Origin of the sequence: Plesiocystis pacifica SIR-1 (assembly GCF_000170895.1) — a bacterium.
In the GTDB taxonomy this organism is placed as follows: Bacteria; Myxococcota_A; Polyangia; order Nannocystales; family Nannocystaceae; genus Plesiocystis; species Plesiocystis pacifica.
Genome location: NZ_ABCS01000013.1, coordinates 90472 through 105177 on the forward strand (window position 1 = coordinate 90472; position 14706 = coordinate 105177).

At 70.1% G+C, this 14706-nt stretch carries 10 protein-coding genes; 8 read left to right on the plus strand and 2 right to left on the minus strand.

From position 1 onward, the window contains the following. Positions 1 to 37 precede the first annotated feature (37 nt). The 5 genes from PPSIR1_RS08985 to PPSIR1_RS47580 all read left to right on the plus strand — a co-directional run bounded on the left by PPSIR1_RS08985 (position 38) and on the right by PPSIR1_RS47580 (position 4850). Complete coding sequence (locus PPSIR1_RS08985) at positions 38 to 601, plus strand: DUF2150 family protein (RefSeq protein WP_006970715.1); 564 nt, start codon at positions 38 to 40, stop codon at positions 599 to 601. A gap of 1 nt (position 602) precedes the next feature. Beyond that, on the plus strand, positions 603 to 2264 hold the full coding sequence (locus tag PPSIR1_RS08990) for a hypothetical protein (RefSeq protein WP_006970716.1): 1662 nt from the start codon (positions 603 to 605) through the stop codon (positions 2262 to 2264). Next, positions 2230 to 2445, plus strand: a complete 216-nt coding sequence (locus PPSIR1_RS47575) for a hypothetical protein (RefSeq protein ID WP_157595353.1) — start codon at positions 2230 to 2232, stop codon at positions 2443 to 2445. Before PPSIR1_RS08990 ends, PPSIR1_RS47575 begins: the two co-directional genes overlap by 35 nt. A 567-nt stretch (positions 2446 to 3012) precedes the next feature. Then, on the plus strand, positions 3013 to 4596 hold the full coding sequence (locus PPSIR1_RS08995; RefSeq protein ID WP_006970717.1) for a hypothetical protein: 1584 nt from the start codon (positions 3013 to 3015) through the stop codon (positions 4594 to 4596). Further along, positions 4548 to 4850, plus strand: coding sequence for a PA14 domain-containing protein (locus PPSIR1_RS47580; protein ID WP_006970718.1), 303 nt, complete (start codon positions 4548 to 4550; stop codon positions 4848 to 4850). The genes PPSIR1_RS08995 and PPSIR1_RS47580 overlap by 49 nt, the downstream gene beginning before the upstream one ends. A 72-nt stretch (positions 4851 to 4922) precedes the next feature. Here PPSIR1_RS47580 and secA read toward each other — a convergent pair whose 3' ends face one another. Next, positions 4923 to 8117, minus strand: a complete 3195-nt coding sequence (gene secA / locus PPSIR1_RS42250; RefSeq protein ID WP_006970719.1) for a preprotein translocase subunit SecA — start codon at positions 8115 to 8117, stop codon at positions 4923 to 4925. Positions 8118 to 8228: 111 nt separating this feature from the next. Here secA and PPSIR1_RS09010 point away from each other — a divergent pair, with 111 nt between their 5' ends. After that, positions 8229 to 9218, plus strand: coding sequence for a S66 peptidase family protein (locus PPSIR1_RS09010; RefSeq protein WP_006970720.1), 990 nt, complete (start codon positions 8229 to 8231; stop codon positions 9216 to 9218). A gap of 4 nt (positions 9219 to 9222) precedes the next feature. Here PPSIR1_RS09010 and PPSIR1_RS09015 read toward each other — a convergent pair whose 3' ends face one another. Continuing rightward, complete coding sequence (locus PPSIR1_RS09015; RefSeq protein WP_157595354.1) at positions 9223 to 10116, minus strand: hypothetical protein; 894 nt, start codon at positions 10114 to 10116, stop codon at positions 9223 to 9225. Positions 10117 to 10330: 214 nt separating this feature from the next. Here PPSIR1_RS09015 and PPSIR1_RS09020 point away from each other — a divergent pair, with 214 nt between their 5' ends. Continuing rightward, complete coding sequence (locus tag PPSIR1_RS09020) at positions 10331 to 12787, plus strand: lytic transglycosylase domain-containing protein (protein ID WP_157595355.1); 2457 nt, start codon at positions 10331 to 10333, stop codon at positions 12785 to 12787. A 156-nt stretch (positions 12788 to 12943) separates the two neighbouring features. Then, complete coding sequence (locus PPSIR1_RS09025; RefSeq protein WP_006970723.1) at positions 12944 to 14626, plus strand: TROVE domain-containing protein; 1683 nt, start codon at positions 12944 to 12946, stop codon at positions 14624 to 14626. The last annotated feature ends 80 nt before the right edge of the window (positions 14627 to 14706 follow it).

Below are 14706 nucleotides of genomic sequence, written 5' to 3' on the forward strand. Positions count from 1 at the left end.
CCAGGCGCGGGGTCAATCTCGGGGACGGAGGCGGGCCGTGGCGATCTCGGGCGGCGCCGATGCCCAGGCCGCCGCGCGGGCGGCCGCCTCCGGTCGTCGAGGGATCCCGAGCGAGGCCTCGGCGCGGGCGCAGGCCGTGGCCGCGGCTCACCAGGCGGCCGTCGACGCGGGCGTCCGACCTGCGGAGGCGGGCAAGCTCTCGCGTCGAGAGGCGCGGGCCGTGGCCGAGGCCGCGGTCGCCAAGTTCGTGGCCGAGTCCCAGCCTGGGGCTCCCGACAATGAGCAGACCCGGCGGGCGCTCGCCGAGCAGGCGGCGAGCGACGCCTTCCGCGAGGCCCAGCCCAACGCCGCCGTCGAGGACACCGAGGCCAACCAGCGCGCCGTCGCGCTCGAGGCCGCCTTCACCACCGCCGCGGACATCGGCGCGCGGGTGGTCGCGGGGGAGGAGCTCACCCGCGAGCAGGCGCTCGAGGCCGTCGAGCTGATCCTCCTCGCCCGCGCGGGCGAGACCGCCAAGCCCGAGCAGACCCGTCGCCAAGCCCTGAACGCGACCCAAGCCGTGCTCGACGCGCGGACCTCACAGCAAGACCCAGGAGCCTGAGATGCCCCCGAACAAAGGCAAGAAACGAGCTGGCAAGCAAAAGCGCAAGGACAGCTTGACCGTGGACACGAGCCAGAGCGCGACGACCCTCGACGTCCCCAACACGCCCCCGAACACGCCGGTGCTGCAGCTGGTGCAGCCCCAGCCCGTGCAGCCGCAGCCGCTGACCATCGTCGTCACCCCGCCGCCGGAGGACAACCCCAACGAGCCGCCGATCGACCAGGCGCAGGCCGAGTTCGCCCTGGAGCTCGCCAACGCCGAGGCGCTCGCGCTCCGGGCCGCGCTCCAGCCGGTGGTCGGGTCCGTCGACGCCGAGCACCCCGTGGGCGATCAGCCGACTCGCCTGGGCGCGACCACGGCGGACCGCAGGGGCCTGCGCAGCATCGCCGAGGACGCCGCGGACACGGCCTTCGCCGAGCTCATGGACGCCGCCGAGCAGGCCGAGACCTACGAGCGCTTCGTGGAGATCGTCATGGATCGGGTGACCAAGGAGGAGGCCCAGATCCTGCTCAACAGCGTGTCGGCGCAGGTCCGCGACGGGCAGTGGACCCGGATGATCAACCTCGCGGACGTCTACCGCCAGAACGTCCCCCGGGTCACGGACCGCAACCTACGGACCGTCCTCGCCAACCAGCCCAAGCTGCTCCGCCGCCTCGACCGGTGGACGGAGCTGACCCCCTACGACCTCGAGCAGTACACGACCCAGGAGGCGATCGACGTCCTCGACAACCTGACCTGGCAAGAGATGAGCGAGGCCAATGCGCGGACCAACGAGGTCCAACGCTTCGGCGTCGAGATGGAGCTCAACGGGACCAAGATCAGCTACGGCGGGGCGAGCTCGGCCTTCCGCCGCTTCGCCGGGGCGCGGGGCCACAAGGGGATCATGAAGCACCCCGTGCTGCCCGTGGAGGTGCACCTCGACCACCTCAGCCAGAGCGCCGCGAAGATCGAGCTGGTCATCAACCCGCCCCAGGCCGAGGCCGACATCCCCGGGCTGCTGCTCCAGGTCCGCACCCAGCTGCTCAACAAGAAGGCCGACGGGACCTGGCTCGACCAGTTCCAGTGGAGCCCCGAGGTCCCGCAGAGCATGCGCGACTACATCGCCCGCGAGCTCAAGGGCAACACCGGGATCTCGGGGCAGCCGGTCCAGGTCACGACCACGCACACCGCGAAGGAGCTCCAGCGCGTGGTGCCCAAGACCAAGGAGCGGTTCATGGCGGCGCGCTACCGCCCGGGCAGGGGCTTGCCGAGCAAGTCGCTCTCGCCCAAGGACCTGGTCAACGTGCCGCCCGAGCAGGTCGACGACTTCATGATCGCCGGCTACCTCGGGCGGATCACCCCGCTCAAGCAGCGCATCAACGAGGGCAAGGGCTCGAGCGCGATGGTCAAGCACGCCGCGGAGCAGTTCACCCGCTACGAGCAGGGCGTGCGCTTGAGTCCCGACCGGGTCATCGATCGCATCCGCAAGAAGGACCGCGGCCTCAACCGCCTGCATACCTACGCCAACAAGCCGGCGCCGGTCTTCAAGCGGCCCAACGGCGACATCGCCTACGTGATCGAGTACCGCAGCGGCAGCCACATCGGCCGCTTCGTCTCGGACTTCCTGCAGTCGAACTCGGACAGCACCCTTGCCCTCGCCAGCGAGTTCAACAAGTACGTCTGATCAGGCGGGGACCCCGGCGAAGACCAAGGTCGGGCTGTCGGCCGCGCCGCTGGTCCGGGCGCCGGTCCGCGGTGCGGCCGACCGCCTCCTCCACCCCAGCGCCACGGCCGGCGGCGGAGACTGCTTCTTCCACTCGCTGCACGAGACCATCCACGGGGGGCGCTCGACCGCGCTCGCCTAGCAGTCGCCCACCCCGGCCGCGCCGGGACCCATGATCCACGAAAGCATCGTCCACGGACTCAGCTGGCGTTGAACCCGTGGGCGGCTGCCTTTCTCGGTAGCAGTCGCCCACCCCGGCCGCGCCGGGACCCATGATCCACGAAAGCATCGTCCACGGACTCAGCTGGCGTTGAACCCGTGGGCGGCTGCCTTTCTCGGTAGGCCTACGACTCCCACACCCGCAACCCGCTCTGAGGGGGCGCCTCCCGAACCAGGAGTCGGTGCACAAAGTGTTTCGATTCTGGAATGCAATCGTGGGGCGTTTTGGACCTGACCAAAGGGTGTGGCGACTTGGAGATAGGCGCTACGATTCACGCCATTAAATGAGTTGACCCCCGCGCATGGCTCGGGCAGGTTGAATGCAGATGTGGGCTGCGCAGGGCTGAACCTGCCCGTGCCCGCAGCTTGGTGGTGCCGCGCGTCGTCGCGGTGCCGTGCTTCGCATTGGCCGCTCGGGCAGCACGTAATGCATACACATCGGACGCAGCTCGAGAACGAGTGAGTGAAACCCAAAACGGGGACGAGACAGATGAGTGACAACGAAAACAACAACGAAGGCGGCGCTGTCGCTGGTGCCTCCGCTTCCGCTTCCGCCGGTGTCGGGGCCGAGGCCGAGGCGAGCTTCTCCGCGTCGATCGGGCTGTCGAGCGCCGAGTTCGACGCCCTGTGGCAGGAGGTGTCCGCCAAGGTCGAGACCTCCTTCGAGGTCAAGGACACGGACACGCCCGCCCAGGAGGCGCACTACTGGGATCAGCTCGAGCACTGGCTGCTGAAGGACTACTCGCGTCAGATCAAGGTCCTGGGCATGCAGATCGCCCGCCTCGAGCTGATGATGCGGACCTACAACGTCGCCCTCGAGGCTCGCTTCGACGTCGCCTTCAAGGCCTGGTCGAAGCACTTCGACGAGCGCATCGACGGGATCATGCGCAACATCGTGCGCGAGGTCGTCCACCGCGAGGCCCAGACCATCCTCATCTCCCAGCGCGAGGTGATCACCAACACCGTGCTCGAACAGATCCACGAGCGCTACACGGAGATCATCAACAAGCGCGTCGAGGAGCGGGTGCTGCTGATCCGCGACGAGATCGTCACGCTGATCCAGACCGACCTCGAGGCCATCATCATCACCAAGCTCGAGAGCTTCTCGCTCACGATCCAGGACACCATCATCAAGCAGGTGATCACCCAGATCTCCAACGAGATCGCGGTCCTGGTCAAGAACGAGATCACCGAGATCAACATCGAGCAGTTCATCGAGGTGTTCCGCGTCGAGATCAACCGCATCCAGGCGCTGGTCATCGAGATCGAGAACAACCTCAACGTGCGCATCGACCACGGCGACCTGCGCCTGCGCAACTGGGTCATCGCCCAGCTGCTGCAGATCAAGGGCTGCCTCAGCGACCGCGAGGTGCTCGCCGAGCTCTTCGTCGAGTTCTCGTCGATGCTGCGCACGCGCCTGGACAACACCGACTGCGTCGACCCGAACAACTGGGTCGACGGGATCGTCGACACCATCCCGCTGCCGCCGGTCAAGCCCACGCCGACGCCCCAGCCGCCCCTCGAGCCCCTGCCCCCGGACCGGCCGGTGCTCGACTGCGCCTCGATGCGCCTGGTGCCCGAGACCTCCACGGCCGGCTCGACGGTGTCCTACATCGGCAAGCTGCCCAAGAGCCTGCGGCCCGAGGACGTCACCCTCGAGGTGCCGGGGGCCGCGGGCTTCCACCCCGACGCCGTCGAGGGCGGCGCGATCGTCTTCACCGTCCCCGAGGGGGCGAAGTCCGGGACGCTCAGCGTGACCGTGGGCGAGACCGTGTGCCGCCACCGCATCGTGATCGTCGAGACCGGCGGACCCTTCGTCACGCCGGTGCCCGGCGGCAAGGGCCTGCTCGGCAACGTCTACCAGCTGCCCACCAACACCAAGAAGCTCCCGGACTTCAGCGCGCTCACCCCGGTCACCTCGGTCGCGGTGGGCAACCTCGACGTCCCCGCGCGCGACTTCCGGGCCGGCTTCCCGGGCGTGGCCAAGACGGCAAGGAGCTCGTCGAGTGGTTTGGGATCCGCTTCGTGGGCACGCTGCGCGTCGCCGAGGCCGGCGAGTACCGCTTCCGCGTGACCTCCGACGACGGCTCGATCGTCTACCTCAACGGCAACCAGATCATCGACAACGACGGCATCCACGGCGCGTCGTCGAAGACCAGCAAGGTGCTCAAGCTCAACGCGGGCAGCCACGCCATCCGCGTCGACTACTTCCAGGGGCCGCGCTACCAGATCGCGCTGCAGCTCGAGTGGAAGCTGCCGGGGGCGAACACCTACGTGGTCGTCCCGCCCGAGGCCTTCGAGCGGGACCTGGCCGCTCACGAGGGTTGAGCGGCAACGAGATAACGCGAGAGACCCGGGCGCGCAGGCGTCCGGGTCTCTTTGTTGGGCCGGGTCTAGGCCTCAGACCTCTTCGGTCTCGGCTTTCTTGCGCCGCTTGCGACGTCCGGACTTCTTCTTGCTGCCCTTGCTGCTCTTCATGTTGGCGAGGGCCTGGGCCTGCGCTTTCAAGATCGTCTCGTCCGTGGTCGGCACGGGCACGGAGGGCGCGGCGGCCTGGTTGGCCTTGGCGGCCTGGGCCTGGAGTCGGGCGCGCTGGGCCATGGCGGCCTTGGCAGCCTGGGCGGGGTCGAGGCTCGGGCCGCCGATGTTGCCGGCCTTGAGCTTGGCGACGGCGGCCTTGGCCGCGGCGTCGAGCTTGTCGAGGGAGCCGCTCGAGCGCCGCGCCGCGGCACCGCGCTCGCGCCGGCGGGAGGCCTTGGTGAGCGTCGACTCGTACTCGGCGCCCTCCTCGGCCCGGCGCCGGTCCTCCTCGGACAGGCGCATCTGCAGCACGTCGTCGAGGACGGTCTGCGAGATGCTCTCCCACATGTCGCGGAACAGCTTGAAGCCCTCGACCTTGTAGGTGTTCTTGGGGTCGCGGTTCGCGTAGCCGCGCAGGCCGATGCCGGCGCGCAGGTCCTCGATGTTCTTGAGGTGGGCGATCCACTGCTCGTCGATCTCGCGCAGGTAGATGCGGCGGATCTGGTAGAGGAAGGTGTAGAGCCCGAACTCCTGCTCGCGCTCGAGCAGCGAGGCCTCGACCTGGCCCCAGCAGTCGTCGACCAAGGCGTTGATGTCGTCGTCGACGTCGCTGAGGTCGACGGCGATGTAAAAGCGCGTCTTCATCTCCTCCTCGACGCCCTCGAGGTCCCACTCGTCGGGGTGGACGTCCTCGGGGCACAGCTCGGTGACGGTGCGCTCGACGTGCTCGTAGCACAGGTCGTGGATGCGCTCGCGCTGCTGGATGAGCGAGCTGGCGATGACCTCGAGGCTGCGCTCGATGACCTTGGCCCGGTCGGTCGCGACGTCGTCGAGGACGACGCGCGAGCCGTAGTGGCGGTAGAGGTCGTGGGTCAGGTCGTGGGCGAGGATGCCGTCGGGCGGGAAGGGCTCGCTGACGTCGGGGTCGAGGCCGGCGTCGGCGAGGCGCCGGCGGCAGTGGTGGTCGATGATCGCCACGGTCCGCTCGCGCATGGTCTCGCGCAAGGAGGCGACGGTGTGCGGGCCCGACTTGTCCGGGGGCGGCGGGAGCTTGGCCTGCTGCTCCTTGCGCGCCTCGTCGTCGAGGATCTCGGGCTGGTAGCGGCCCTCGAGGATCTGCCGGCGCAGGGCGTAGATCGCCTTGCGCTGCTCGTTCATGACGTTGTCGTACTCGAACAGGTTCTTGCGCGTGTCGAAGTGCATGGCTTCGACCTTCTCCTGCGCGCCCTCGATGGACTTGTTGACCATCGGCGCCTCGATCGGCACGTCCTCCTCCATGCCCAGGCGCTCCATCAGCCCGGTGATCCGGTCGGCGCCGAAGATGCGCATGAGGTCGTCCTCGAGGGACAGGAAGAAGCGCGAGCCGCCGGGGTCGCCCTGGCGACCGGCGCGGCCGCGGAGCTGGTTGTCGATGCGCCGGCTCTCGTGGCGCTCGGTCCCGAGGATGAACAGGCCGCCGAGCGCGAGGACCTCCTTCTTCTCGGCCGCGCACTGCTCCTTGAGGCCCTCGTGGAGCTTGGCGAACTCCTCGGGGTTCTCCTCGGGGTCGAAGTGGGCCTTGGCCATCATCTCCGGGTTGCCGCCGAGGATGATGTCGGTGCCGCGGCCGGCCATGTTGGTGGCCACGGTGACCGCGTGCTTGCGGCCGGCCTGGGCGACGACGTAGGCCTCGCGCTGGTGCTGCTTGGCGTTGAGCACCGAGTGGGGGATCTTCGCGCGGTCGAGCAGGGCGTGGATGACCTGGGACTTGTCGACGGAGGTGGTGCCCACGAGCACCGGCTGGCCGCGCTCGTGGCACTCGCGGATCTGCTCGACGACGGCCCGGAACTTGCCCTTCTCGTTCTTGTAGACCACGTCGTCCATGTCATCGCGGGCGATGGGGCGGTTGGTCGGGACGACGATGCACTCGAGGTTGTAGATCTTGTGGAACTCCTCCGCCTCGGTGTCGGCGGTGCCGGTCATGCCCGCCAGCTTCTCGTACATGCGGAAGTAGTTCTGGTAGGTGATCGTCGCCAGGGTCTGGGACTCGGGCTGGATCGGCACGTTCTCCTTGGCCTCGATGGCCTGGTGCAGGCCGTCGCTCCACCGCCGGCCGGACATCTTGCGGCCGGTGAACTCGTCGACGATGACGATCTCGCCGCCCTCGACGAGGTACTTGACGTCGCGCTTGTAGAGCACGTGGGCGCGCAGGGCCTGGTCGACGTGGTGCTTGAGGCTGACGTTCTCGCGGGCGTAGAGGTTGTCGCAGCCGAGCAGGCGCTCGACCCGGTCGACGCCGGCGTCGGTCAGCTGGACAGTGCCGGCTTTCTCGTCGACGACGTAGTCGAGGTCGCGGCGCAGGGAGGGGATGGCCTTGTCGACGGTCTTGTAGAGCGCGGCCGGCTTGGCGCTCTCGCCCGAGATGATCAGCGGCGTGCGGGCCTCGTCGATCAGGATCGAGTCGACCTCGTCGACGATCGCGTAGTGCAGCTCCCGCTGCACGTACTTCTCGATCGTCTCCTTCATGTTGTCGCGCAGGTAGTCGAAGCCGAACTCGTTGTTGGTCCCGTAGGTGATGTCCGCGCGGTAGGCCTTTTGGCGCTCGCGGTGGAACATGCCGTTGACGATGGTCCCGACCGAGAGGCCCAGGTAGTTGTAGATCTCGCCCATCCACTCGGCGTCGCGGCTGGCGAGGTAGTCGTTGACGGTGATCAGGTGGGCGCCGCGGCCGGTCAGGGCGTTGAGGTAGAGGGCCGAGGTCGCGGTCAGCGTCTTGCCCTCGCCGGTGCGCATCTCGAGCACCATGCCGCGGTGCATGGCGATGCCGCCGATCATCTGGACGTCGTAGTGGCGCATGCCGAGCACGCGCCGGCTGGCCTCGCGGACCACGGCGTAGGCCTCGGGCAGCAGCGAGTCGAGGGGCTCGCCCTTGTCGAGGCGCTCCTTGAACTCGCCGGTCTTGGCCTTGAGCTGGTCTTCGGACAGGGGCTCGAGGGTCTTCTCGAGATCGTTGATGCGGTGGACCAGCGGCATGATCTTCTTGATCTGCCGGTCGTGCTTGGTGCCAAAGACCTTCTTGACGATGCGCTTGAACATGGCGACGCGGAGGCGAAGTAGAGGGCGAGGGTAAGGGCGGGCACTCGCGCTGTCCACGCGGGCGGACAGGCTGTGTCCTGCCGAGGGCAGCGCTATGCTCGGCGCCGACGCATGACGGACGAGGACAACGCTACCCGCCCGCACGAGGGATCTGACAGCCACGCACTCGGGAAGGCCCGCGCCGCGATCCACGTCGTCGCGGGCTCGGGGCCGGTCAAGGCCGATCGCCTCGCGCGTGGGCTCGCACACATCCGCAGGCGCTGCGGCGAGCCCACCCAGGCCCCGAACCTGGCCACGCGCACCGGCTACTTCGCGGGCGACGACGCCACCCGCCTGGCGACCCTCGACGCCGCCTTCCGCGACGCGCAGGCCCGGGTGGTCTGGGCGGCGCGCGGGGGCTACGGGCTGACCCGCCTGCTCCGGCGCCTCGACCCGGCCCCGCTGCGCGAGCGCCCCAAGCTGCTCGTGGGCTTCTCCGACGTGACCGCGCTGCTGTGTTGGGCCTGGACCCAGGCCGGGCTCATGGGCGTGCACGGCCCGGTCGTGGGTCAGCTCGGCGAGCTGCCGCCGGATGACCTCGAGCGGCTGTGGACGCTCTTGGAGGGCGAGCTGCCCGAGCCGTTGGTGGCTGGTGAGGACGGCCAGCCGTGCACGACCCTCGGGGCCGGGCGCGTCGAGGGCCGCCTGTTTCCGGCCAACCTCGAGATCTTGCGTACGCTGATCGGGACGCCGTGGCTCCCGGACCTGCGCGGCGCGATCGTGGCCGTCGAGGAGATCGGCGAGCGACCCTATCGCCTCGATCGCGCCCTGACCCACCTGCTCGAGAGCGGAGCCCTGCGCGGGGTCGCGGGCGTCGCCGTGGGGCAGCTGCACGCCTGCGTCGAGCCCGAAAATGGAGGCAGCAAGGGCTGGAGCGCCGAGGAGGTCATCGAGGATCGCTTTGGGCGCTTGGGTGTCCCCGTATTGACCGGGCTGCCCTTCGGGCACGCCCCCAAGCGCAACGCGGCGCTGCCCTTCGGGGCGCCGGCGCGGCTGGACCTCGAGGGCGCGAGCCTGGAGATCCTCGAGTGGTCACCGCCCGCGGCGCTGTCGCAGTCTTAGCCCTTTAGGTGCCGCAGGGGCTGATCGTCCAGCGCGCTCCGAGGTCCCAGACGGCGCCGGGGTTGCCCTCGGCGTGGAGCGTGTAGGTCCGGCGGTAGCCGTTGCTCCCGGCCCAGTACACGTAGTTGCGGTAGGTCTGCGCGTGGTAGTTGGTGCCGTCGATGTGGCTGGCGCTGCCCCACGCGTAGGAGGTCACCCACGAGGTCGCGCAGTCCAGGATCGGGTCGGGCCACGCGTCGTAGTAGGACAGCCAGGACCGGGCCGAGCCTTGCTGGAGGCAAAAGCCGGCCTTGTAGCGCTCGGCGCTGGGGACGACCCAGTGAAGCTCGCCGTTGACGTTGAACCAGCACTGGTCGTCGTCGTAGGCGGCGTTCGAGCAGTGGGCGGTGTTGAAGGTCGCGTTCAGGCAGGGCGAGCCGCTCTCGAGCGGAGCGGGGGCGAGGCTCCGCGCCTGCCCGGCCAGCGCCCGCGAGAGGGGCTCGACCTCTCCGCGCTGCACGAGCTGGCCGTGGTGCTCGCGCAAGCCCTCGGGGATCTCGGTGCCTGCGTCGGTCAGCGCGTACCAGACGAGCGCCGGGGAGGCGTCGGTGAAGCGCGGGTCGTCGAGGATCGAGGCCACGCCCGCGTCGGCCGGGACGTCCTCGAGCATGGCGACGCCGGCCTCGTCGATGAAGAAGCTGAGCGTCGAGCCGCCGTCGAGGTGCAGGACGTGGTCGGGGATGGCCTCGACGGCGTTGTCGAGGCCGGGCTCCGCTGGGGTCTCGCCGCGGTTGTCGACGCGGATGAGCTCGGCCTCTGCGTCTGCCTCGAGCTCGAAGGCGTCCGGCTCGCCGGCTAGCTCGGCTCCAGAGTCGCAGGCGGGGAGCAAGGCCGCCGATCCGAGCAGCAGAGCCGTCAAGGGGAGAGCGCGTCGCGTGTGGAAGTCTCGCAGGAACATCACTGGGGTGATTCCAGCCGGTGCCGGTGTAGATCAGTGTCGAGTCGAGATTTCTGCGCCTGGCCAGGGGCGGGAAGGGTGCCGGGCCCCGATGCGTAGGCACTGCACGGGTTTTCCGCTGCTCTTTTGGAGCGAGGCGCGAGCGCGGCTACAACTCGAAGCGATGCCTGAAGCCATGACCAGGAGCGAGCAGACCGGAGGGGACGCGGCGGCGAAGGTGGGACTTTTGTCTACATCGACCTTGCTCGCGCTGGGCCTGGCCTCGAGCCTGGTTGTTGGCGCGGCCGGCTGTCACGCCGAGTCACCGCCGGCCCTGTCCATGGCGGAGAGCAGCTCCGTCGGCACGGTCGAGACGCGCCCGATCGAGGACGAGGAGCCCTCGGACGAGGCGCCCGCGGCCGAGGGCGAGCGCGCGCTGTGGTTTGCCGACGGTCCGGGCCGGGACGCGATCTTGGCCCGAGAGCGGCGCGATCACGAGGGGGCCATCGCCCACCTCGACGTGTTGCTCGCGGACCCCGAGCTGGCCGCGGACGACCGCGCCGCCGCCGAGCTGCTCCACGCCTACGAAGACCTGCGCCGCGACGACTGGACCCTCGCCGCCGAGCGCCTGGCGAAGGCCCGGACCTCCCCCGCGCTCGCGCCCATCGAGGCCCACCTGCGCGTGGTCGAGGCCCAGGCGCGCCTCGACGCCCAGGACAGCGAGGGCGCCCTCGAGCTCGTGCGCGATCTGGATCCGCGGTCCAAGGCCGGGCAGGAGGCGGGCGTGCCCGCGCGCGCGCTGATGGTCAAGGCTGACGCCCTGTCGCGGACCATGGCCCGCGACGAAGCCATCGCGGCCTACCGCGCCTACCTCGAGCTCGCCGAGGGTCGCCGCGTCCACGAGGCGCGGCGCAAGCTCGCCGTGCTCTTGCTCGGCGGGGAGGCCGAGGACCAGCGCGCCGCCGCCGAGCTGTTCGAGCGCTTGAGCGTCGACGTGCCCCTGTCGAGCTACGCCGAGGAGGCCCGCAGCGAGCTCGCCAAGCTCGAGCGGACCAAGGTCGTCGAGCGCTCCAAGGCCGAGTCGAAGTCCCTCGATCGCCAGCGCAAGCTCGCCGAGATCGACGCGCACCTGAGCAAGCGCAGCTACGCCGAGACCATCACCGCGGCCGACCGCTTCATCAAGCAGGCCAGGGGCCTCGGCGCGAGCGAGGGCGATCGCTGCCGGGCGCTCTACGCCAAGGGCTCGGCGATCTTCAAGCAGCGCAAGCGCCCCGCGGCCCAGCCGGTGTTCGACCAGGCGAGCAAGCACTGCAAGAAGGCCGGCGACGAGGTCCGCGAGGTCAAGAGCCGCTACCAGGCCGCGCGCGGGCGCTACTCCGCGGGCAAGTACAGCGACGCCGGGACCCGCTTCGAGGCCCTGGCCAAGGACCACCCCGATCACAGCTACGCCGACGACGCGTGGATCAAGGCGGGCGAGTCGTGGGAGAGCGCGGGCAAGGCCGAGGAGGCGCGCAAGGCCTACGAGAGCTCGCTGGCCAAGCACCCCGACGGCGACATGGCCGACGAGGCCCTGCGCCGCCTGCTGGTCCAGGCCTTCGCCGAGGGCCGCGAGGCCGACGTGGTCCGCCTGGCCGACGAGGCCATCGCGGGCGGGCGCATCCACGGCGACGCCCTGGCCAAGCTGCACTACTTCCGCGGCAAGGCCCTCGAGCGCACGGGGGAGGGCGCGGAGGCCGAGGCCGCTTACCTGCGCGCCATCGATACGCGCCCGCTGAGCTACCCCTCGCTCCAGGCCCTCTCGCGCCTGCGCGAGCGCGGCGAGGAGGCCGAGGCCAAGGGCCTGGCGCGGCTGACCGAGGCCAGCGCCCAGCCGCTGCCCGAGCTCGCCCTGCCCAGCTCCCCGGCGGCCGAGCGCGTGCGCGTGTGGGCGCGCCTGGGTCTGGGCGAGGAGGCCAAGGCGGAGCTCAGCCAGGCGGGCATCAAGGGCTGGCCAGCCGTCGCCGCCCTGGCCCAGGCCGGGCTCTACAACGAGGCCCAAAAGCTCCTCGCCAGTCAGGGCAGCAGCTGGCGACGCAACGCCGCCACGGGCGACTACCGGGCGCTGTGGGAGCTCGCGCACCCCGTGCCCTTCCGGGCGTTGGTCGGTCCGGGCGAGGAAGCGCGGGGCGTGCCCGAGCTGCTGACTTACGCCGTGATGCAGACCGAGAGCCGCTTCAACCCCGGGGCGACCTCGTGGGCTGGCGCGCGCGGGCTCATCCAGCTCATGCCTGGCACCGCCGAGACCGTCGCCCGGCGCATCGGCGTGCAGGTCCAGCCCAGCGAGCTCTACGACCCCGCGACCAACCTCGAGCTCGGTCAGCACTACCTCGCCGGCCTGGTCGGGCGCTGGGAGGCGCGCGAGGGCAGCGAGGCCCAGGTCGCCCTGGCGATCCCCAGCTACAACGCCGGCCCCGGGCGCACCGACCAGTGGCTCAAAGAGCGCGGCAGCTGGGACCTCGATCTCTTCGTCGAGGCCATCCCCTTCGACGAGACCCGCCACTACACCCAGAGCGTGCTCGGGCGGTGGGCGGCCTATCGCTGGATCTACGGCGCGGGCGAGGCCGGCGAGCGCATGCCCTACCTGCCGCTGACGATCCCGCCGCGCTCGAAGTAGCGTATCGGGGTTGGGAGCCGCGCGGTCCCTCGCGCGACCCAAAATAATTGCTTGCGCGCCTCCGCGGCCCTGCTACTTCTGGGCACGTAGTTGGTCTGTGTCCCCGACTCGGATAGTTGGACGTCGGGCGGCCCAGACAAGAGTTGGAGGTGGATCATGGTGCTGAAGCTCAGCAAGTACTTCTCGCGTCGCAAGACTCCGCAGTCGGAGCCCGCGTCGCCCAAGCAGGCGCGCAACCACGCCGGCGGGTACAGCTTCACGCTCAACGATCGTGATCGTCTCGAGCGCTTTTTGATCCTCGGCAGCGAGGGCGGCACCTACTACGTGGGTGAGCGCGCGCTGAGCCTGGCCAACGCCGAGTGCTTGGTCCGCTGCCTCGACGCCGACGGTCCGGGAACGGTCGAGGCCATCGCTTCGCTGAGCGAGGCAGGCCGCGCGCCCAAGAACGACGTGGCGATCTTCGCCCTCGCCGTCGCATCTGGTCACGCCGACGAGGCGACCCGCGCGGCCGCGCTCGAGGCCCTGCCTCGGGTGTGCCGCACCGGCAGCCACCTGTTCACCTTCGTGGACAACGTCCAGCACTTCCGCGGCTGGGGCCGGGGACTCCGGCGCGCCGTGGCCCGCTGGTACGTCGAGCGCGACGCCGAGGCCCTGGCTTACCAGGTCGCCAAGTACCGGCAGCGCAACGGGTGGTCGCACCGCGACGTGCTGCGCAAGGCGGGCGGCGCCATCGGTCCGCACGCCGTCGAGCACGAGGTCGTGCTGCGCTGGGCCGTGGACGGCGTCGAGGGCTTCGACAAGTCCCGCAGCGTCCGTCGGGGCGGCAAGCACGGGGAGGCCAAGGCCGTCAACTACGGTCGCCTGAGCCGCGAGCAGCTCCCGCGCATCCTCGCGGGTGTCGAGGCGCTCAAGGCCTGCGCCGCCCTGACCGGGGCCAAGCGCGGCCGCGAGGCCGCCAAGGTCATCGCCGACTACCGCCTCACCCACGAGATGGTGCCCAGCGAGCTCAAGGCCAGCCCGCTCGTGTGGGAGGCCCTGTTGCCCGGCATGCCCGTCGGCGCCCTCGTGCGCAGCCTCGGCAAGCTGACCCAGGTCGGCGTGCTCGCGCCGCACAGCGAGGCCAGCGGTCTGGTCCGCGCTCGCCTCGGCGACGCCGAGCGCCTGCGCAAGGCTCGTCTGCACCCCCTGGCCGTGCTCACGGCCCTGCGGGTCTACGCCCGCGGCAAGGGCGTGCGCGGCAGCCTGAGCTGGAAGCCGGTGAGCGCCGTCGTCGATAGCCTCGACGCGGCCTTCTACACCTGCTTCGACAACGTCCGGCCCGCCAGTAAGCGGGTGCTCATCGCCCTCGACGTGTCGGGTTCGATGGGCTGGGGCGAGATCGCCGGCCTGCCCGGCATCACCCCCGCGGTCGGCTCTGCGGCCATGGCCATGGTCGCGCTGCGGACCGAGCCGGAGGTCGAGCTCACGGCCTTCTCGACCGCGCTCCAGCGCGTGTCGATCGGCAAGCGGAGCAGCCTCGAGGACGTCGTCAACAAGCTCGCTCGCATCCCCATGGGCGGCACCGATTGCGCGGCGCCCATGGTCTGGGCGACCAAGGAGCGCGTCCCCGTCGACGCCTTCTACGTCTACACGGACAACGAGACCTGGCACGGTCAGGTCCACCCGCACCAAGCCCTGCGCACCTACCGGGAGCGCACGGGCATCCCGGCGAAGCTGATCGTCGTGGGCATGACCGCGACCAAGTTCACCATCGCCGATCCCGACGACGCCGGCATGCTCGACGTCGTGGGCTTCGACAGCGCCGCGCCGGCCATCATGGCCGACTTCACGCGGAGCTGAGTTCCTCGGTCGGGCCGAGGTCCTGGATTAACGCGAACTGGAACCTCGTCCCTCCTCGCGGGGGGAACTTCCAGGACACA